Genomic DNA, 22,013 nt, shown 5'->3' on the forward strand with positions numbered 1-22,013 from the left:
ATGTTTTTGATATTATTTTCTCTTAAACTATTTTATTTCATGATTTAATGGTTTTTCATTATTTTTTTTCTTAAAACTTAATATAAATATTAGATATTCCTTATTGTAAATAAATTTATCATTATTTTTAAAAAAGACCTAATTATAACTTTGTTATAAAAGTTTTTATATAATATTAATTAGATATATTCTATTAATTGAATTAAGAGGTATTAAAATGGTAGATTATGACATTTCCAAAAACAATGAATATGCTAATATTCTAGAAGAAAAATTAGGTTTAGATAGTAAAATTGTAGCTATCAAATTTTATGATGATGAAGATGAGATTCCACAGGGTATTGAAAAAATAGAAACTCCTGTAAGACACTGTGAAATGGTTAAAAAGGCAAGTCGTGGAGAATCATTCTATGCCACTAAAGATGAAGAGGCATGTAAAGGCGGTTCAGCTGCTTTGGGTCTTGAAGACGCTCCTAAAAAAGTTGCAAGCGGTGAAAAATACTTTGAACTTGGAAGATTTAAATCATTGGAAGACGGTAAAAAGGTAGCTGATAATTTAACAAAAGTCTCAGTAAGACATGCGGGAATTATTTATCAGCCTTTGGAAGATGCGGAATTTGAACCTGATGTAATCGTATACTTCGGTAAACCAATTTCCGGTATGAGAACTGCACAGGCTTATGTATATGAATATGCAGACAAATTTGAACCAAATTTCTCAGGTATCCAATCATTGTGTGGTGATGCAGTTGCTACGCCAATAGAGACAGGAAAACCAAATGCAACTTTGGGCTGTGACGGATCTAGAAAAGCTGCTAAGGTTAAAGACGAAGAATTAGCTGTCGGTATTAATAAATCTGAAATTGCAAACATTGTTGCTGCAGTTGATAAGATTTTATAATTATCCTTATTTTTTTATTATTTTTTAAAAAAAAGAAAAATAAAAATTATAATATTTTAATAGAAAATATTTAATTTTTAGGTTTTTTAGCTACAATTAATATAATTAAAGCTAACAGTAAAGCAAATATAGGATTTCCAGTTTTTGGTAATGTGCTAGTTTGGACATTAATTCCTGATTCTTGACCATTATTAATCGGACTATTTTTATTAATATTGTTATTTATATTGTTGATATTGTTGGTATTGTTTCTGTTGTCTGTGTGATTATTTGTGCTGTTTTTATCTGGAACATTTATCTCAAATGAAGAGTTATTGATTGCATTTGAGTATATTTTATCTCCATCAAACACTGTATCCATGTTGTATCTGCTGTTTTTAAGATTGGATATGGTTAGATTACCTTTTCCATCAATGATATCTACATTATACTTTTTGTTGTCAACAGTTACAGTAACAGTTCCGTTTATACCTGTACCATTATATGTAAGATTAATATATACGGTTACATTGTTTTTATTTGTTATGGTGTTAACTGTTAATTCCGGTTTTAATAAGTTAATGGTGAAGTTTTTAGTATCATTTGACGGAGCATGGTTATCAGTTCCATTAAATCTTTATTTTATAAATGGAATAAAGATATTTAAAAATATGGAAGTATAAATGAGTTTTTTTTATCGGGATTATAGTTAAATAGAGATATTTAAAAATCTAAAATATGATGGAATCATTTTCCTTCAAAAAATAGTATATTTCAGTTAAATAACTAGAAAAAGTGAGTATAAATGATATTTAATAGTAAAAATAATAAAATCTTATTAGAATTCCATCAATATATAAAATATAAATAGACATATTCTAATATAAAATATATATACAAAAATATGGAATATTTTTTATAAAATATTTAAATTTTTAATATTATATTAATTTTATAAAAGTATTATGACTGGGGTTCATTTTATTTAAAAATAAATAAATAAAGGTAATATTATGGGATTGTTTGATTTTCTAAAAAAAGATAAAAATGAAGATAAGGAAGATAACCAATCAAATAATAATAAAGTTAGGGATGATTCCTACAATAAGGGAAAATATGACCTGGAGGATCTTTTAGAATCTGATGAATTATCTACCAAACAGAAACAACAGATCATGTATAAGGAATTTGCTGAAAATTCAGAAAACAGGAATGAGAGACTTACAGCGGTAAACGAAATTATGGATGTTAATATGCTTGAGGATATAGCTATTAACTTTAAGGACAGATATTCAAGACTTCTTGCAGTTGCAAAGATACAGGATGAGGATGTTTTATATGAAATTGCTGAGAACTCAAAATATAGTGAAACGCGTGCTGCAGCATATGAACATCTTGGAAGAACTGACAAAGCAGCGGAAGAGATCTTAATAAACAATAATAACAGAAAGGAATCCATTAATAATTACCTAAAGGATATTGATGATGAGAATATTTTAACAGATATAGCAATTAAATCGATAGACAAGAAAGCAAGGAATTCTGCATTCAATAGGATTGAAAATAAGGATAATATTAAAAAGGTTGCATTTAACTCAAATGATGAACACCTACGTCAATTAGCTATTAAAAAAGCGGATATTGTTAATGAGAAAGATTTGGAAAAACTATTCATTAAAGAGGATTCTGTTGATATTAAGTTATATTTGCTTGAAAAGATTAATAATGAGGATTTTCTACTAAAAATTGCATCAGAAGATAAAACCGAGAGGATTAGAGAAACTGTACTGCTTGAAATTAATGACAAAGATAAATTAATTAAACTGGGATTAAATACGGATTACTCTGATGTTAAGATTAAGGTTATGGAAATAACCGGGGATAAGGATCTTATTAGAAATTTGGCATTAAATGATAAGGACAATCTTGTAAGAAATAAGGCGTTAAAACTTCTTGATGATGTTGATGCCCTTGAGAGGATTGCATTGAATGATGAAAATCCGTTTATAAGAAGAAATGCCTCTTTAAAGATAGATGACGAGAATATCCTTAAAAAAATCATATTGAATGATAGGGATATTAGTGTTATAAAAGCAGTACTTGAAAACCCTAATCTTAAAGATGAGAAGGTTTTAAGCGAGATTGCAGTTGAAAGTGAATTTGAGGGAATAGCTAAAACATGTATTAGTAAGATCAATAATGAATCTTATCTAAAGGACATTGCAATCAATACAGATAGTGAGGATGTTTCAAGGTTTGCAGTTGATAAAATTGAGGACGAGAAATTGTTAACCGAGATTATTGCAAAAACTGGAAATCAGAGTATCGGGGTCTATTGTATCAATAAGATTGATACGGAAAGCATTCTTGAGGTAATCTTAAACAAGTCCCAATATGAGGAGGTACGCATTAAAGCGTTAAACAAGATTAAGAATAAGGAACTAATCGAAAAAATTGCTAAAAATGATTCAAACATTAATGTCCATGGAGCGGCTATTGATTTGATATATAATACAAAACTATTAAAGGAGATTGCTAATACTGATTCCAATGAATACATAAGAAACAAGGCAAAAAGAAGATTATAATATTTTATAAATTTTTTATTCGATTAAAATAAATTAAGATTTACATGAAAATTCAATTCTAATTTCCTGGCTGTTCAAATAAGGAAATGTAAATTAAATATATACGTAATATTATTATTTAGTTATATTTTATATTTAATGGAATTAATGAAGTCATTTTTAAATTATTTAACTATTTTTTAATATTGCATCATTATTTCTTATTTTCACAGCTTTACTATTCTTCACTTTATATTACTACGCCTTTAATTAAATTAATTTTATATGGCATTGTTATTTCTTATTTTAAACATTATTAATTCTAATTTATAAACTAATTTTATGAATCATTATAGTTATATATGAATTTTATTGGATTTTTTAAATATTAAATATATTTTTTTAAAATCTAAATTCTATTTTTGATAAATTTTTAATTTTAAAACTTTATTACAGTTTTTTTATAATCCTATCTAATAGTAATACTTTTTAAAATTAATAAAAATGCTTTAAATTTCTTATATTCTGTATTACTATTAAACAAATTCTATTTTTGAGAAAGTAATACGATAAATACATTTAAATATAACTTTATGTATATGATATAGTAGTAATAATATTTTTAAAAAAAGTATTACTAAAATATTTAATTAACTTTAATGTTAATAATATGATGAAATTAACAGAAAATGTTAATTTTCAATATAATTTAAGAGTGTGAAAGTAGTTATGTTAGAGATAAAACACACAATATGTTCTAAATGTGGAGTTGGATGTGGTTTAAATGTTATTAGTAAAAATAACAAATTGGTAGGAATTCATCCATTTAAAGATCATATAATAAATGAAGGAAGAAATTGTGATAATTGTAGAAATAATGTTGATACTCAAATATTAGTTTCACATGAGTCTATTGATTATGATGATTTAATAGATTCTGGAAAAGAAATAATTAAATCTGTAAAACCTGAAGAAGTAACTATTCTAGTATCAGGTACAATAGATAATGATGAGTTGGATAGTGTAATTGATTTTTCCAATGAAAATAACTTTAATTTAGTAAGTTATGAATACAATTTTGAAAAAATAGGTTCTGAAATGATTCCAGACTATGATGAGGTTGAGAAAGCTTCAACAATTATTGCTGTAGGGGATATATTTAGGGGAAATCCATTAATTTCACGTAGAATTATTCATGCTAAAGATAATGGTTGTAGATTTATTAACATTCATACTATTGAAAATTTAACTGGATATAACTGTGATGAATTTATAAAGATTGATGATTATTCAAATTTACATGAAGAGCTTAAAAAGCTTGATGTTGATGGGAATACTATATTAGTTATCAATGAAATTAATGATGAATCCAACTATATGGAAATTATAAATGCTGCTAAAAGTAAAGGTATAAAGGTTTTACCTGTATTAAAACATCCTAATAGTTATTCAGTACTTAACGAAGTAGCACCTTCCACAATCGAAGAATTAAATAACAAATTCAATGATTCCTCTGTTTTAATTTTAATTAATGAGAATCCTAATTTTTATCTTGATAAAGATGCTATCAAAAGCAATAAAATTCTTTCTTTAAATACTGCTACTGATTATGGTGCAGCTGACGTAAATATTCCAGTACAAGCTTGGTTTGAAAAAGACGGATCATTCACTAATTCAACAGGATTAACTCAAGAATTTAAAATAGCTATTCCATCAGATGCAAAATCTGTCAGTGAAGTACTTAAATTATTAATGGAATGAAGGTGTAAAAATGGATAAATATATTGAAGCAAAAGCAGTTGATAATGATATTTTTGAAAGAGGAGAAAATGGTGGTGCAGTAACAGCATTGCTTAAATATTTACTTGATTCCAACATAGTTGACGGAGTTTTAAATGTTAAAGAAGGTAACAGTGTCTATGATGGTATACCAACATATACCACCAATGGTGAAGATTTAATTAATACTGCAGGATCATTACATTGTGCACCTACAATGGTTTCTGATTTAATTGCTAGATATTTAAATGATGAAAAAGTAGCCGTTACAACTAAACCTTGTGATGCAATGGCTATTGATGAAGTTATTAAGAGACATGGTATTAATAGGGATAACGTTTATATGATTGGATTAAACTGTGGTGGAACAGTTCGTCCTACTGTTGCAGAAGAAATGATAGAATTATTCTATGATCTTGACCCTAATGAAGTTAATTCAGAGGAAATTACAAAGGGTAATTTCACTGTAGAACTTGAAAATGGGGAAGAAAAATCAGTTAAAATTGATCAATTGGAAGAAGAAGGATTTGGAAGAAGAGAAAACTGTCAAAGATGTGAATTTAAAATACCAGAAAAAGCGGATATAGCTTGTGGTAATTGGGGAGCAAGTGACGGTTATACATTCATTCAAATAAATTCTGATAAAGGAGAAAAATTAGTGGAAGATGCTGAAAAGGCAGGATATATTAAAACTAAAAAACCTTCAGAAAAACAAATTAATATCAGAAGTAAAATTGAAGGTATTATGGTTAACATGTCTAAAAAAACTCAGGAAACCCAACTATTTGAGGAATTACCTGAAGGTGATGAACTAATTCAAGTCCTTGGCCGTTGTCTTAAATGTAAAAGATGTAGGGATATCTGTCCAATATGTAATTGTAATACATGTAGGTTAGATGAAGATTTCTTTAGAGAAGATCCAACAGAGAAACCTGATGCGTTAATTTTACATGGTGTTAGAATGAGTCATATGGCATTTAGTTGTGTAAACTGTGGTCAATGTGAAGATGTCTGTCCTATGGAATTGCCAATCGCCAAATTATACCAAAAAATACAATTAAAATACCGTGAAAGCACAGGATATAAATCTGGTATTACAGATGGTAAACCTCCAATGTATAGTGGTGAAAAAGAAGAAATAATGGATTAGGTGTTATGGTTTAAATTGGTGATATTATGAGTGATGATGTAAAAATTGTAGGATTTTGTTGTAATTGGTGTTGTTATGGAGGAGCAGATACTGCAGGTACCGCTAGAATGCAATATCCCCCAAATGTAAGAATTATAAGGGTTATGTGTTCTGGAAGAATTAACCCTGAAATGGTTTTCAAAGCTTTTCATGAAGGTGCTGACGGGGTATTTGTAGGAGGATGCCATATTGGTGATTGCCACTATGATTCAGGTAATTACAAATGGAGAAGACGAGCATTGTTAATAAAAGTTATACTTGAAGAGTTAGGAATTAATCCTGAAAGATTTGACTATGATTGGATTTCAGCTTCAGAAGGAGAAAAATTCCAGAAAGCTATGATCAATTTCACATCTGAAATAGAAAAGATAGATGATCATATTAATTAATGTTTTTTGATAATTAGATATTTAAAGAGTACAATTAAGGCTTTTTTTATATTTAACTTATTAAAAAATATTAGTTGTTTATCATACCATTTAAAAAAAGTTTAATGTTTATATTATTATTTAATATAAAAATAGATTTTGAAAATAAGTTAATGAGAGATTGATTTGAATCTTTAAAATAATTAAATTAGTTTCCTATTTGATAAACTATCTAAAAACAAAAAATTTTTATAAAATCTGCTAAATTAAAAAAATATATTTTTTGCAAAAAAATTGGGATTAAAATAAATTGGTTAAAAAAATGTCCTTATTATATAGTTATCTACTATAAGAAATTATATAACCTTTATTATTAAAAAGCCATATTTAAATATCTGCTAATATTAAAATTTTATAGTTTAAATCTAAATGCATTGATTTATTTTCATTAATCATATTTATGTTTACTTGAATTCATGTAAAAATTGAAAATAATTAGGTGTATCTACTCAAATGAACTTTATATTTAGAATTAGAAACGACAAAATTTAATATACCTAATTATTTTTCTTATTTTTAATTAATTCATTTATTATTTATTATTATTCATTAAAAAGAACTTTTTGTTAAAATTTAAAATAAATAGGTTTTCATAACCTTCATAATTCTAGAATAGTGATTTTATGGAATATGGTGAAACATATAGGGATTCGATTATTAATTTAATTACAATAAACAATGATCTTTTGGAGTCTAGCGATGAATCATTTGTTAAATGTAATGATGAAATACGTTCTTTAATTAATTCTAATACTAGTTATATATCTAGTTTTTTAATGACAGAATTCGTATTTCAAGCAGAATATGATGATTTTAAAGAATTAGATTATTATATTATGAAAATATTTCCAGATGATGAGATTTATAAATTCTTTATAATGTTGGTTGATGAGGTTTTAAAGAAACTGTTATACATTGCCGAATATAAATTTAAATTGATGGAATTAAATAATTTATCTACTTTCACGGAGTTTTCAGCTGAGGATTTAAAGGAATTTATTAAAGAGTATGAAGATTTTAGATTGGAATTTGACATGTTTCAAGTAGATTTTTGTGATGTTTCTCATTATTTTTCATTAAATTCTTATACAGAAAATATAATTTCATTTTATAGAGACATTAATTAGTCGTATGAATTTAAATTTATATTATTATTTTTAATTATATTTTCTATTTTTATAATTTAATTCTATTTTTTATTTGTTTTAAATTAAATAATAAGTACTAGATTATTTATTATTTAAATTTTATAATATATATTTAAGTTAATTAGTATATTAATTAATTTTTATAGATTGATTAAATTTATTATTTAGTTTTATAGATAAATCAATTTAAATAAGATTTTGTTTCTCTTTAATACATTAATTATTATCTATTAGTTTCTATTTAGATACATTAGTTTAATATTTACTTTAAATAAATATTTAAATGAATTAAATTTTTCACATGAACATAATTTAATAATAAAGTAAGGAAGGTTAAATGATGGATAAATATGATATAATTTATATTGGCAGTGGAAACGCTGCTTGGCAGGGTGCCAGATTTTTATCTGATGCAGGATGGAAAGTTTTAATTATTGAAGAAGGGTTATATGGAGGTGCCTGTGCTAATTATGGCTGTAACTCCAAAATATTACTTGACGGTCCTTATGAATTGTCTTCAGCCATTAAGAGATTTGAGGGAATAGGCAAGAAAGGTGATTTCTCAGTAGATTGGCCTAGCCTAATGGAATATAAAAGAAAAAGAATAGCCAACCTTCCGAAATTTTTAGAGGGTAAATTCAAGGAATACAATCTTGATGTTGCAGATGGTAAGGGGGTAATTGTAGACAAACATCATGTTCAGGTAGGTGACGATATCTATTACGGTGATAGGATTGTAATAGCCACTGGTTTAAAACCTTATATACCTGATATTCCAGGTAAAGAATATATCCATGATAGTACTGACTTTTTGGACATTGATGAACTTCCAGACAGAACAATAATCTTTGGTGCTGGATTCGTATCCATAGAGTTTGCGTCAATACTTGAGGAGGCAGGTAAGGAGGTTGACATTTTAGTAAGATCAGATAGGGTTTTAAGGCATTTCTATCAGCCATATGTTGAAAACATTGTCCGTAAACTTGAAAACAGTAATGTGAATTTCCATTATTTTGAGGAACCTGCTGAGGTGTCCAGGGATAAAGATCAGTTTATAGTTAAAACTAAAAATGGTCTAACTTTAATGGGGGACTATGTACTTGGAGCCCAGGGAAGAATAGCAAATGTGGAGGACATTGGTCTTGACAAGGTAGGTTTGGAATATGCGGATAGTGGTATTCCGGTAGACGGTCACCTTAAAACATCCGTTGATAATATCTATGCTGTAGGCGATGTTGCAGATACGAAACAGCCAAAGCTTGTAACCGTTGCAATCCATCAGTCAAAATATCTAGCAAAATATCTTTTAGGAAAAACAACCGAGGATATTACATATCCTGTTGTTCCTGCTGTTGTATTTACATTGCCGAGAATAGCCACCGTTGGTGTCACCGCCTCCTATGCATTAAAACATCCTGAGAAATATGAGGTTCATAGGATAGAATATGGCAGGTCCTATTCAATTGAGCTTAAAAATGAGGATACTGCAGAATGTACTGTTGTAACTGATAAGGATAAGAACATTTTGGGTGCTGAGATATATAGTTCCGAGGCTGAAAATCTTGTAAATCTATTTACATTCATAATATTTAAGAAGATCACCTTAAAGGAACTTGATTATATGATTTATGCCTTCCCGTCCAGTAGTTCTGTAGCCTTATACAAACTACATAATATCCATTATAATATTGGTTATAGAAAGGAGTAGCTGTAATTATCTAATTATTTCTATTAGCTAATTCTTTGTTTAAAGATTTTTATCTTATTTTTTCTTTTATTTTTTAAAACAATTATTAAGGTTATATTGATTATACATAATTAAGTTAAGACTATTTTTTAGATTATAGAAAAGCTTTATATAAAATGAAAATAATAGATTATTATGTAGACCAGTCATTATAATTTTAAGGTTTTAGTATGGAGAATAATAAACAGAAAATATTAAACGCTGCTATAATACTATTTCAAGATAAGGGGTACTATGGTACTGGTCTTAACGAAATTTTAAGAAAAAGTGATTGTCCTAAAGGCTCATTATATTACTATTTTCCAAATGGTAAAGAGCAATTAGCACTTGAAAGTATTGAAATGACAAAGAATTTCGTTGACGGTATGATAAGGAGGAATCTTGAAAAAATCGATGATCCTGCAGAGTCAATGAAAAAATTTGTCTGTGAAATGGCAGAGAACGTTTATATTGACAATGATGATTTAAGCTCTTTTCAAAGTAATAGAAAGATTTCAATTAATTTAATTGCTTTAGAAACGTCAAAAACCAATGACAATATACGAAAAGCATGTGAAGAGGCGTATAGTACATTTGAGAAGGCCTACTTTGATAAATTAGTGGAAAATGGTTTTGATGATGATAAGGCAAAGGAAGTATCAAAGACAATTGAATCATTGATTGAGGGAGCTATTCTTATGTCCACTGTTAAAAAAGATGACACATATATCTTAAATGTGGCAGATATAATATATTATTTGATTAAAAAATCATCTTAATTTATTTTTAATCTATAGCTATTTACTCATAGGATAGTTATTTCATTTAATTTATTGGTTATTTATTCAAGCTATTTTAAACTTTGATTATTCAATCAATATTGATTCGATTAATTAACTATAACTGTTTTAACTTTAAAGTTTTTAAGCTTTAATTATCAGAATATCTTTTTAATTTAGCTGTTCGGTAAATAATTTTAAATTTAAGCTTTATCTATTGATAATTTGCTTATTTCATTCTAGTTTAACTTAATTCTACATATGATGAATTAAAACCCTGACTAACAACTTTTTTTATAATTTTATGGATGGACTTAAATGGATAATATTTTTAAAATAGAGAAAGGAAAAACTATAATTGCAATACTAATCATTGGCGGGTTCATTTCAATGCTTAATGAAACCGCATTGAATGTAGCTTTTCCACATATTATGGCAGAATATGCAATTGGTGCTGGAATTGTCCAATGGTTGACAACAGGATATGTTCTTGTATCCGGAATTGTATTTTTAATGACTGCATTTTTAATGAAAAAATACACGACAAGAAAGCTATTTCTAACAGCGATGCTACTTTTAATTGTAGGATCTATAATATCAGCAGCATCTTTTGATTTTCCAATGATACTTGTTGGAAGGATTATTCAGGCATTAGGTACAGGTATTATAGTACCACTTGTTTTTAATAGTGTAATGTATATTACAATACCTCAAAGAAGAGGATTTATGATGGGTATTGTTTCTCTTGTTGTATTGTCAGCACCGATTTTTGCTCCTGTTATAATGGGTTTAATTATGGAATTTACCGATTGGCATTTATACTTTGTAATAATGTTAATATTATTTATAATATGTGCCATTATTGCATCTGGAAAATTAGAAAACATTACTGGTACAGGAGATGCAAAATTGGATGTTGTATCTTTAATTTTAGCGGCCATTGGATTAACATTTATCATATATGGATTTAGTCATCTTAGTGATGAAAGTTTAGTTAATGTAATTATTACTTTAGTAATAGGTTTAGTTTTCTTAATTTTATTCGTATACCGCCAATTACATTCAGATCATCCGCTACTTAGAATTGGGGTATTTAAAAATAAAATATTCACAATTGGAATTATTACAAACCTTGCAAATGTAATGCTTATATTTGCTATTGTTGTACTTATACCAATGTACCTTGAAACTTCACTTCATACAAGTTCACTTACAGCAAGTTTAATCATGTTACCTGGAACAATTCTTGGAAGTGTATTACCAATATTATCTGGTCATATTTATGATGATCATGGACCTAGAATAGTTATTTGTACTGGTATGGCTATTATGGCATTATCTGCATTTTTATTAACTATGATTGATTTAAGTACAAGTTTCATAACTGTTGTATTAATTATCTGCGGATTCTATATAGGTTCAGGTCTTTCATTGTCACCTAACCAAACAAATACCTTAGGTAACCTAAAATCAGAAGATTATCCATCTGGTTCTGCAATCATGACTTCAAGTCAACAAATTGGTGGAGCGATTGGTTCTTCATTATTTACAAGTTTCATGACTATTGGTGAGAATAATTATTTAAGTAATATTGCAAATCCAACAGCGGTACAACATGCCTTAGCATTAACTAAAGGTGTTAACTTTTCATTTGAACTAGGTACTATATTCTTAGTAATAGTGTTTGTTTTAACATTATTCTTAAAAAGGAATAAGAATTATGATTTATAGTATTGTTCTTAAAATGTAATAAAACTTATAAGTACTATATTCATTAGTATTATTATTCTTAAAAAGGAATATGAATTTGTAAGAAATTGGTAAAATATAAACATTAAATTGTTTATATTTTCTATTAATTATATTGTTTCTAGTTTTAATCTATTTTTTTTTATTTTGATTTTAGGATTTTTTTTAATTTTATAAGTGTTTTTAGCTTTATAATTTAGTCATGTCGTTTTCACTGTTAAAAAAATATTTGTAGTATTTAGTATTCTAATTAAGATTTTTATCTATCTTTTTAATTAATATGTATAGCGTTAAACTTTGTTTTGTAAAGTGCTTTACTTTAATAAAAATAATAGAATATTAAATTAATATTTTTTTAATTTTAATAAAAATTTTAAAATTTATAAACATCTTAGCTTTATTTGGATTATAAAAAAGTAATGTATTCATATATTACAAAGTAAAAACAACATATTTATAAACAATAAGCACTAAAAGTAAAGTTATACATTAAATTGTATAGAATTTGGTTAAAAAAATTTAATTATAGAGGTGAAAATATGGGAATTGCAAAAGCTCCAATCAATAGGATTATCAAAGAAGCTGGTGCAGAAAGAGTAAGTGGGGAAGCTACTGATGCTTTAGTTAAATACTTAGAAGAAGAAGCAGAAGCTATCGCTACTAAAGCTATTGAATATGCTAAAATAGCAAAAAGACAAACTGTAAAAGCTGATGATATTGAATTAGCTATTAAAGATCAATAATAAATAAATTATTTATTTTTATTTTTTTGAGTGTTTTAATATTTAAATTATTTATTTTTTTATAATTTTAAACTTTTTTTTAAATTAACTAATCAATAATATTTTCAAGGCTGTTTTTGAACTTCTGCATATTGGTGGGATTAATGTTTATTATTAGTCTGCTTTTTTAATATTAATTGGTTAGAGCTACATAGTTTTTATCACTTAAGTATACAACTTTCGCTGTGTGATTTCTATCATGTAATTATTTTCATTTTTAAAATTTATATAAAATGAGAGTAATTGACTGAGAATGTTTATAAAAATAATAAAATTGACATATTATTAATTTAAGACATGATTCATTAGAACATCTTAATTATTTTATAAAAGTTACTTATTTCATGTTTTCTTTAAAAATAGCTATTTTTATTTTATATTGATCTATATTATTTTGTTTTAATTAAGTCGAATTTTAATTTACTTGTTATTTCTATTCTATTTTTAGTTAATATCTATATTAGATTTGATAATTTATTTCTCTTTAATAACTTTATTATTTAACATAGGTGCTATTTTTATCATTTTAATCTTTTGTTCATTTTATATTTTTGTCCAGTTCATAATTTTATTTTTATTTAATGGGTTTAAAAATTTTTTAAAACTCATTAAATATTTATATCGTGTTTTTAATTAAAATCTAATGGATTTTTTAATTTTTATTTGATTATATTTATACTTTATTTGATTTCAATTAGTAAAAAGTTTTAAATATCAAATAATACAAAATATACACATTAAGTTTTTTTGCTTAATAATAGATTTTTATTCAATATTATTTAATAAAATTAAAATTTTATTCAACAATTTTAAATTTATTTCGAATATAATAGAATAATATTGTTTTAATTATCTATATAATCCATAGGAGGTGAAAATGTGTTAAAAAAGAAATTAATCCTCATAGTAAGTATTATATTATTGTTCTCTCTTTGTTTGGTTAATGTATCTGCTACAGACAGTAGTTTAATCAATAGTACTGATTCCCATAATGGTAATCTTCAAAGTTCTAACTTGGATATAAATAATAATTCCAATATTGCAGGTGATTATAATACTAAACTCAATTCTGAAGATGGCTCTCAGATTATATTGGATGATAATGGCAATGATGGTAGTTTCAGTGACTTACAAAAATTAATTGATTCTAATACAAACGGAACAATAGATTTAGATAAGGATTATAAATATACTGAAAATGATAATCTACCTGATGGTATTACAATTAATGGTAAAACTTTAATTATTAATGGTAATGGACATACATTAGATGGATCAAATCTTGCTAGAATATTTAATATAAGTGATTCAAGTTTGGAATTAAACGATTTAAAGCTAATAAATGGTATGAACAATGAATCTGGAACAGCAATATTTGCTAACAATAGTAAATTAAATATTGATGGGTGTAGTTTTAATAACAATACAGTTAATATAAATTTAGTTAACTATACTAAATTCTTATCTGTTAATGGAGGAACTATTCATCTTCTAGATTCTACAGCAAATATTAATAATTCTAATTTCACTAATTCTAATGTTAACTTCAGTGCTGATGATAATTATAAGAAAAACGCTGCAGTTAATGGTGGTGGAATTTTTTCTAAAGATTCCAATCTTAATATATCAAATTGTCTCTTTAATGATAATCATTTAATCAGTAATTATACTCACGTAGTGTTTTCAGGATCTGCTATATGTACTGATGGTAATATCAATACAACAATAGTTGATTCGAACTTTACTAATAATAACTGTTCCTATGGGACAATCGACGATGCAAGTGAGAACCTAATTATTAATAATTGTTTGTTTAATAATAATTATGCTAATGAAGGATCAGATATCTATTTAGAAAGCGATGTTTACAATACTACAATATCAAATTCTAAATTTATTAATTCACATTCCGAATCCGATGGTGGTTCCATATATACTTATGGAAGTACTGAAGATGGAAGTATGATATTTAATAATTGCAGCTTTATCAATACAAGTAGTGGTGATGATGGTGGAGCAGTATTTATAAATTCTGAAACTATTATCCTAGACTTTAATAACTGCAGTTTTATTAACACTAGCGCTTCTGGAGGTGGTGCAATATGGTATGATGATGGTACTGCATCTAATGTTAATAACTGTACCTTTATTAACTGTACTGCATTAACATATGATGGTGGTGCAATACTTAATGATGGTATTAATGTTAATGTTACCGTCAGATCTTCAAAATTCATTAATTGTACTGCATCTAGGCAAGGTGGTGCTATTTCCCATACACCATACGGTTATCATTATTTCACTGTAATTAATTCTACATTCTATAATAACACTGCAGAGGAAGCTGGAGCAATATATATCTCTGATGAGGATCTTGGTAGAATATATAATTCCACATTTGTTAATAACTCTGCACGTTCAGAAGCTGGTGCAATCTCTTGTAATAAACAAGGAGAATATAACTATGGTATCGATATCATAGAAGGCAATATATTCATTAACAACACCGCTCCTAAAGCAGGTGCTATAAGTATATGTGGTGGTAATATTAGTAACTGTGTTATTATAGATAATCCTGATGATAATAATCACGATGTTGTTAGTAATAGTTATTGGGAAGATGGCGTCAATTTAACCTATAACTGGTGGGGTTCTAATAAAAATCCAATTGATAGATATGATAATAATAGTGAAAATGGTATTGTTAATCATAATTGGGTTTTAATGACCTTTGTAAGTAATGAAACCTTTATGTATGTTGGTAATACTTATAATTTAACTGCCGGTTTAACCCAATATACTGATGGTGAAAATATCAGTGGTTTTAACCAGTATTTACCAATCCGTAATGTAAGTTTCACTGCAAAAACCGGTGTATATGATCCTGAAACTGGTGCTTTGGTAGATAATAAATTAAATACACTATATTCTAAAAGTACTACAAATAACACATTATATGCTACTATTGATTATCAAACTTTAGAATTACCGATATTTGAAGCAAAAATCTTTATGAATAAAACCCCAAATCTTACCGCTGTTAAATTAGGTGATGAACTTTCATATGTTATTGTAGTTAAAAATATTGGTGATTATAATCTTACTAATGTCCACTTTAATGAGAATATGCCAGAAAATTTAAGATTTATTAAATTTAGTGGTGATAACTGGACTATGGATGATAAAAATGTATTTTATTATTCTAATAGTTTAGAGCCTAATCAAACTGCTAACATTACTTTATACTTTAAAGCAGTGAAAGAAGGTAATTTTACTAATTCAATAATTGTTAATACTCATGAAATTAACAATATTGCAATTAATAGTACAGAAGTTCAAGTCATATCAAATAACACCAATAAAACTGATAATACCAACAATACCAATAAAACAGATAATGATAAAACAGATAATAACGGCAATGTTGGCAATAATGATTATAATAAAAATAGCTTAAATAGCAATAACGCAGCTATTTTTGTTGAAAATAGTCCTGTTACTGGTATTCCTATAGTTGTTTTAATCATTGCCTTATTATCATGTGTATTTGTACCTGGAAGAAAAAGTTAGATAATTATTAATATTATATTAGCTTAATCTTGTATTTATGCCTGGAATAAAATTAGATAATTTACTAGTAGAATAAGTTTATTATTAAGATTAAACACAAATTCGGATATTATACTAAGAAAATTAAACACTTTTTCAATTAGGATTTTTTCAATCCTAATTGCCTTTTTTTATTTTTTATTAAGAGCTGACTATTTTTACTATTTTTTATGTTAATAAGAAAAACTTAAATGAAAATCTTATTAATAAAAAGCTTTAAATTATTCAAACATTAATTAACATTATATTTAATAATTTTTGATTAAAATCTTACATTTTAATTCAATTATCTTTAATTTAATATATTGTATTTAATTATTGTTTAAGTTTTTATACATGATGTTACTAATCTTTTCCTATTGAAATACATTTTTTTATTGTGGTGGAATAAATGATTATATACGTTTGGTATTACAATAATTCTTGGATTAATACGAACTTTCCCAATATTTTTTGAAGAAGCATTATTTAAATTTTTTAAAGATAGATTATAAAAAAATATATCAATATTTTTAAGAATAAATATTTATGGTACAATTTCCTTATTATTTTATTATAAAAAATAGTCATTATTATAATTTTGTATAAATATATTTGATTTATATCAAATAATATTTAGTTTTTTTTTTAAAAAGAATTAATCAAGAATTAACTTAAATAGTTAAATATATATGTTTTATAATATAAAATCACATATATGGATAAATTCTTTATTTATCCATTCTGGGGTATGTATAGATGGATTTTATAATCTTTAATTAAATGCTAAACCCTTTATAAATTGATTTAAAGGGAGGTGAAAAATATGAAGAAAAATCTGCAAATCTTAATATTATCCGTTTTTATATTATTTATTAGTATTAATTTAGTTTCTGCATCTGAGAATATTGGTGATATTAATAATAATTTAGATTCTTCAAATACTGCTCTATCTGAAAATTTAAATAGCCAAAATACAAATCTTAATGACATTGATAATAGTGCGGATTCTGAACCTAGTTATAATGATAGTATTGATGATAATTCATACAACAATTATGCTAAGAATCAGAACCTACTTAGAAATGGCAACATAAGTTCTGACGTCTTAAATTCTTATGATAATGGAGTTTATGTTGGTAAGAACATTACTGTTAACGGTACTGGTACTAAGGATGACCCTTTTAATAATCTTAAACTAGCACTTGATAAGGTTTCAAACAATAAAACCATCTATGTATATAGTGGTACTTATACTGGTGAAAAGAATACTGGTTTAAGTATTACTGGAGACACTAGTGTCATAAAATATGGTGGTGGAGACGTTGTTTTTAAAGGTTCAAACTCCATTATATTTAATGTTACAGGATCTAACTGTGTTTTTAAGGATCTAACTTTTATAAATGGTTATTCTAACATATTGTCTGATTATAATAATTTTACTAATTGTTCTTTCATTAACTGTTCATCAAGTAGTGATGGTGGTGCAATATCAATTCAAAATAGATTTGGTCCAAGAAATAACAATTTTAATGATTGTTCTTTCATTAACTGCTCATCTTCAAATAACGGAGGTGCTGTTTCTATAAAAACTATAGATACCATATCTACTTCATTTGGAAATAAGTTTAATAATTGTTCTTTTGTTAACTGTTCATCTTCAAATAATGGAGGTGCAATATATTTTGGGAATAAAACTGAATACAATGCACTAAATAATTGTACTTTTATAAACAATAAAGCAGCGAACAAAGGTGGTGCAATCTATTCAGATACCTACGAAGTTTCTGTAAATGGTCCCACATTTATGGACAATACAGCTATTAATGGAAATGACATATATTGTACATATACTTTAGTTTTAATGGAAAATCAAACTGTAAAGGCAGATGCAAATACGCCGATTAATTTAACTGCTAAATTGATTAAGGAAAATAACTTGACTGAAGATTTCCTCAGGGTTACATTCCTATTAAATAATACTGATGTTGGTAGTTCTATAGTAGATTCCAAAAAGTTCACTGCTAACTATGAATATAAAAATTATTTTGATGATGTTTTAATAGTTTCTGGAAAATTTTATAATTTTAATATTGCGAACATTAAAACTGGTGTTGTGATTTTTGAAAATTCCACTTATAGAAATAGAGGACCATACTATGTTTCAATAGATGGTGACGATTATAAGAATGACGGGTCTGAAAACTCTCCTTTCAGGACACTTGCACATGCAGTTAGTTTTACAAACATTCCTTTTAATAATAAAACCATAATTGTTAAAAAAGGAACATATAATGAGGAGAACCAAATACGTGTGGAAAGTGCAGTAAATATTATTGGTGAAGATAATCCAACAATAACTTCTAATCTTAGCACATACTTATTTATGGCATATGAAGACATGAGGATTAATGGCATAAGCTTTGTTAATCATTATTCTGAAGGTGATGCTGGAGTTATATTCTCTACAAAAAGTGTTTATCTCAATAATTCTAATTTTATAAACTGTACATCTGAAGGTTATGGTGGTGCAATCTATGCATATAAAGACATTTATGCCGAAAATACTAGTTTTATTAATAATACTGCATACGTTGGTGGTTCAATAAATGGTTTAAATATTAATGTAAATAACTGTACATTTATTAATTCATCTACCAAACTATCTGGTTATGATAATGAAGAAAGTCAAGGTGGTGCAATTGAAGGTGGAGACATTAAGGTAAATAATTGTACTTTTATTGATAATTCTGCTGAATATATTGGTGGTGCAATTAACTCAAAATTCACATATAGTATTGTTAATGTTACAAATTCCATATTTATAGGCAATCATGTTAAATATGGATCAGGTGGTGCAATTAGTTCTGAAACAGAAGATAACTATGTAAATAATTGTACTTTTATTAACAATTCCGGAGATTATGGTGGTGCCATTGGTCTTCCTAAGGGAACTATTACAAACTCTACATTCAAAAACAATAGTGCCAGAACTGGTGGTGCAATATCCTTAAATAAAGGTACAGTTGAAAATTGTAGTTTCATGAATAATTCTGCTAGAGAAGGTTATGTTGTCGAGATTTTAAGTGATGGTAAAATAATAAATTCCACCATCTCTCCAGATCAATATTCCCTATTTAATTATCCATTCATTAATGCAGAACATACAACAAAAACTGATGATGGTTATTATTGTTTATGTATAGAGGAACAGACAATTTATGCGGAAAAAGGTTCTGTATCTCCTTTAAGAGGAATATATAATTGTGTTGATGGTTCAAATGTAACAGAATACTTAAAGATATTGTGTTATATTTATGGTAACACTACAGATGACTATGATAATAATCTCCTTGAGTTAAACAGAATAATTTGGATATTTACGAAAGAGGATTATTTAAATAGTGACAATACCACCATTCAAGAAGTTTTAAAACTATATAACGAGGGGTTCCGTGTTAATGATACCCATACAATTAAAACATTAGATGGAAAAAATGTTAGTATGGTATTTAAAAAACTCTTAACGGCAGGTAATCAGGAAAATTTAATAATGTTTAAATTTGAACCTCTAAAAGAAAATTTAACTGTTAAGAAGGAAACTCTAGATACCAATATTCCTGTTGGTACTTTAGTGCGTTTTAATGTCACTGTATTAAATAATGGTGATTTTACCCTTGAAAATGTATTTGTTAATGATTCTGATTTTGATTCAGGCCTAACATATTATGGATACGAGAACACAAGTAGTCGCTGGATTTATGAAGATGGCAAATTTGTATTGGACTCACCTTTAAGTCCCGATGAAACTGCTAATTTGATTATTATATTTAATACCACCAAAACTGGCATACTTACTAATAATCTCACTACTGGATATGATAATTTAACCTTAGCGAATGCATCCAATAACACAGTTGTTATTGATAAACCTGTTAATTATAATATGACCGTTATTAAAATTGCAAACAATAAAACTGTTTATGTGGGAAACATTACCTCATTTACAATTGTTGTCAAAAATGTTGGTGATGGTAATTTAACTGGTGTTAACGTTATTGAGTCTGATTATACTGGTTTAATTTATATTGGTTTTACAGGTGACAATTGGATTAATAAAGGTAATATGTTTTATTATAATGGTGTTTTAGCTCCAGGTGAATCTTCAAACTTTACAGTTTACTTTAATACTACAAAAACTGGTAACTTTACAAATACGGTTGTTGCTGGATCTAATGAAGTAAATAATCTTAGTGCTTTAAATACCACGGAAGTCATTAAAAACACCAACAATAATGCTAATAATACTAATAACACCAATAATACGAATAATACAACTAAAAAACATAATAATACAAATGTTACTTATATTAAAAAGGGTAATGATGAATTTGATATTGGAATTTCTAACTATAAAACTGGTAATCCATTATATATCTTATATCTAGCTTTAGGATTAATTGCATTAATACCTTTAAAACGTAAAAAATAAGAATTTTATAGTGTAAAATTTTATTTTACACTTTTTATTTTTTTTATAAATAAGTGTTGCTTAAAATACTAATTAAGTATAAAAATTTATATAAATAAATCAATTTAAACTGGAAATGGGCTTCAGTCTCTTTTTTATTTTTCAACCATGATTTTAACATAGGATCATTTATTATATAATCTCAGAAGAATCAACAATCTTTTGAGGAAGTTCCATTACAAATTTACTAATTTTTTCATAATTGTCCTTTATTTTGGTATTGGAATATTAAATATGGTTTCTGGATTAGTAAAGTCATAATATTTAGTATTAAATATAGTTTCTAGATACTTTTGAAATCTATTAAATAAATTATCATCCTTATTTTAAGGTTTTATTTATTTCAATAAGAATTTCTTTTAAAGTCTCTTCTTCAGATATTCTCCTTTCATATCATTAATCTTTGAAATATCTACATAAGCACTTGAAATGTAATTCGACTGATTATGAAGTATTTTTTTCATGTAAGAATTTTACTTACCCCTATATCTTTCTAATCAACAATTGGTTGGGTAAATCCTCTCCAATACTTTTTAATGTAATGAAACCTGTTTAAATACTAAATAAAAAGTTAAATTAAAAAACTATCATATTTAAAAATTATTAAAAAACTATTATATTTAAAAATTAATAAGTATATTAATTAGTCCTTGATACATATGAACATGTTTCGTTTACATCAAAAGATATTGAAAGGAAAATAAAAACATAAATTGATTCATTAAATGGTAAAGTTATTTATCTTGGTGAAGAATATGGAGTAGATCTTACTGTTAATAAAGTAATTTACAATATGGTAAAAGCAATAGAATCGGAATTTTAAAAACCTATTAGCTAATTTTTAAAAAGAATATTAGAGATAATATG

General features: G+C 26.3%; 14 protein-coding genes and 1 pseudogene. 14 read left to right on the forward strand and 1 reads right to left on the reverse strand.

Annotation, left to right across the window (positions count from 1 at the left end; translation table 11 throughout):
* The first annotated feature begins 217 nt into the window (after positions 1 to 217).
* Complete coding sequence (locus ON24_RS02675; protein ID WP_040681864.1) at positions 218 to 901, forward strand: DUF169 domain-containing protein; 684 nt, start codon at positions 218 to 220, stop codon at positions 899 to 901.
* Positions 902 to 971: 70 nt separating this feature from the next.
* On the opposite strand, the gene ON24_RS02680 is transcribed toward ON24_RS02675, so the two are convergent.
* The gene (locus tag ON24_RS02680; RefSeq protein WP_040681865.1) at positions 972 to 1,262 is read right to left on the reverse strand and encodes a hypothetical protein; all 291 of its coding nucleotides are present in this window, start codon (positions 1,260 to 1,262) and stop codon (positions 972 to 974) included.
* A 28-nt stretch (positions 1,263 to 1,290) separates the two neighbouring features.
* Between ON24_RS02680 and ON24_RS02685 the strand changes: the two genes are divergently transcribed.
* From ON24_RS02685 to ON24_RS09520, 13 genes and pseudogenes are all read left to right on the forward strand, one after another.
* Positions 1,291 to 1,563: a hypothetical protein gene (locus tag ON24_RS02685; RefSeq protein WP_040681866.1), complete on the forward strand. Its 273-nt coding sequence runs from the start codon at positions 1,291 to 1,293 to the stop codon at positions 1,561 to 1,563.
* 330 nt (positions 1,564 to 1,893) lie between these two features.
* A complete protein-coding gene (locus ON24_RS02690; RefSeq protein ID WP_040681867.1) occupies positions 1,894 to 3,468 on the forward strand; it encodes a hypothetical protein in 1,575 nt (524 codons plus the stop codon).
* Positions 3,469 to 4,176: 708 nt separating this feature from the next.
* The gene (locus ON24_RS02695) at positions 4,177 to 5,208 is read left to right on the forward strand and encodes a molybdopterin-binding domain-containing protein (RefSeq protein WP_040681868.1); all 1,032 of its coding nucleotides are present in this window, start codon (positions 4,177 to 4,179) and stop codon (positions 5,206 to 5,208) included.
* A gap of 10 nt (positions 5,209 to 5,218) precedes the next feature.
* The gene (locus ON24_RS02700; protein WP_040681869.1) at positions 5,219 to 6,376 is read left to right on the forward strand and encodes a Coenzyme F420 hydrogenase/dehydrogenase, beta subunit C-terminal domain; all 1,158 of its coding nucleotides are present in this window, start codon (positions 5,219 to 5,221) and stop codon (positions 6,374 to 6,376) included.
* A 26-nt stretch (positions 6,377 to 6,402) separates the two neighbouring features.
* Positions 6,403 to 6,804, forward strand: coding sequence for a hydrogenase iron-sulfur subunit (locus ON24_RS02705; protein WP_040681870.1), 402 nt, complete (start codon positions 6,403 to 6,405; stop codon positions 6,802 to 6,804).
* A gap of 662 nt (positions 6,805 to 7,466) precedes the next feature.
* Positions 7,467 to 7,970 carry a hypothetical protein gene (locus tag ON24_RS02710; RefSeq protein WP_040681871.1) on the forward strand — a complete coding sequence of 168 codons (504 nt, stop codon included), beginning with the start codon at positions 7,467 to 7,469 and terminating at the stop codon, positions 7,968 to 7,970.
* Positions 7,971 to 8,328: 358 nt separating this feature from the next.
* Positions 8,329 to 9,699 carry a dihydrolipoyl dehydrogenase family protein gene (locus ON24_RS02715; RefSeq protein WP_050553534.1) on the forward strand — a complete coding sequence of 457 codons (1,371 nt, stop codon included), beginning with the start codon at positions 8,329 to 8,331 and terminating at the stop codon, positions 9,697 to 9,699.
* Between the two features lie 209 nt (positions 9,700 to 9,908).
* Positions 9,909 to 10,496, forward strand: coding sequence for a TetR/AcrR family transcriptional regulator (locus ON24_RS02720; protein WP_040681872.1), 588 nt, complete (start codon positions 9,909 to 9,911; stop codon positions 10,494 to 10,496).
* 318 nt (positions 10,497 to 10,814) lie between these two features.
* Complete coding sequence (locus ON24_RS02725) at positions 10,815 to 12,227, forward strand: DHA2 family efflux MFS transporter permease subunit (RefSeq protein ID WP_040681873.1); 1,413 nt, start codon at positions 10,815 to 10,817, stop codon at positions 12,225 to 12,227.
* Positions 12,228 to 12,784: 557 nt separating this feature from the next.
* Positions 12,785 to 12,988 carry a histone family protein gene (locus ON24_RS02730; RefSeq protein ID WP_040681874.1) on the forward strand — a complete coding sequence of 68 codons (204 nt, stop codon included), beginning with the start codon at positions 12,785 to 12,787 and terminating at the stop codon, positions 12,986 to 12,988.
* 918 nt (positions 12,989 to 13,906) lie between these two features.
* A complete protein-coding gene (locus ON24_RS02735; RefSeq protein WP_040681875.1) occupies positions 13,907 to 16,597 on the forward strand; it encodes a DUF11 domain-containing protein in 2,691 nt (896 codons plus the stop codon).
* Positions 16,598 to 17,441: 844 nt separating this feature from the next.
* A complete protein-coding gene (locus ON24_RS02740; protein ID WP_040681876.1) occupies positions 17,442 to 21,107 on the forward strand; it encodes a DUF11 domain-containing protein in 3,666 nt (1,221 codons plus the stop codon).
* 682 nt (positions 21,108 to 21,789) lie between these two features.
* Positions 21,790 to 21,969: pseudogene (locus ON24_RS09520) on the forward strand (ketopantoate reductase family protein); the annotation flags it as partial.
* Positions 21,970 to 22,013 lie beyond the last annotated feature (44 nt).

Origin of the sequence: Methanobrevibacter boviskoreani JH1 (assembly GCF_000320505.1) — an archaeon.
Classification (GTDB): domain Archaea; phylum Methanobacteriota; class Methanobacteria; order Methanobacteriales; family Methanobacteriaceae; genus Methanarmilla; species Methanarmilla boviskoreani.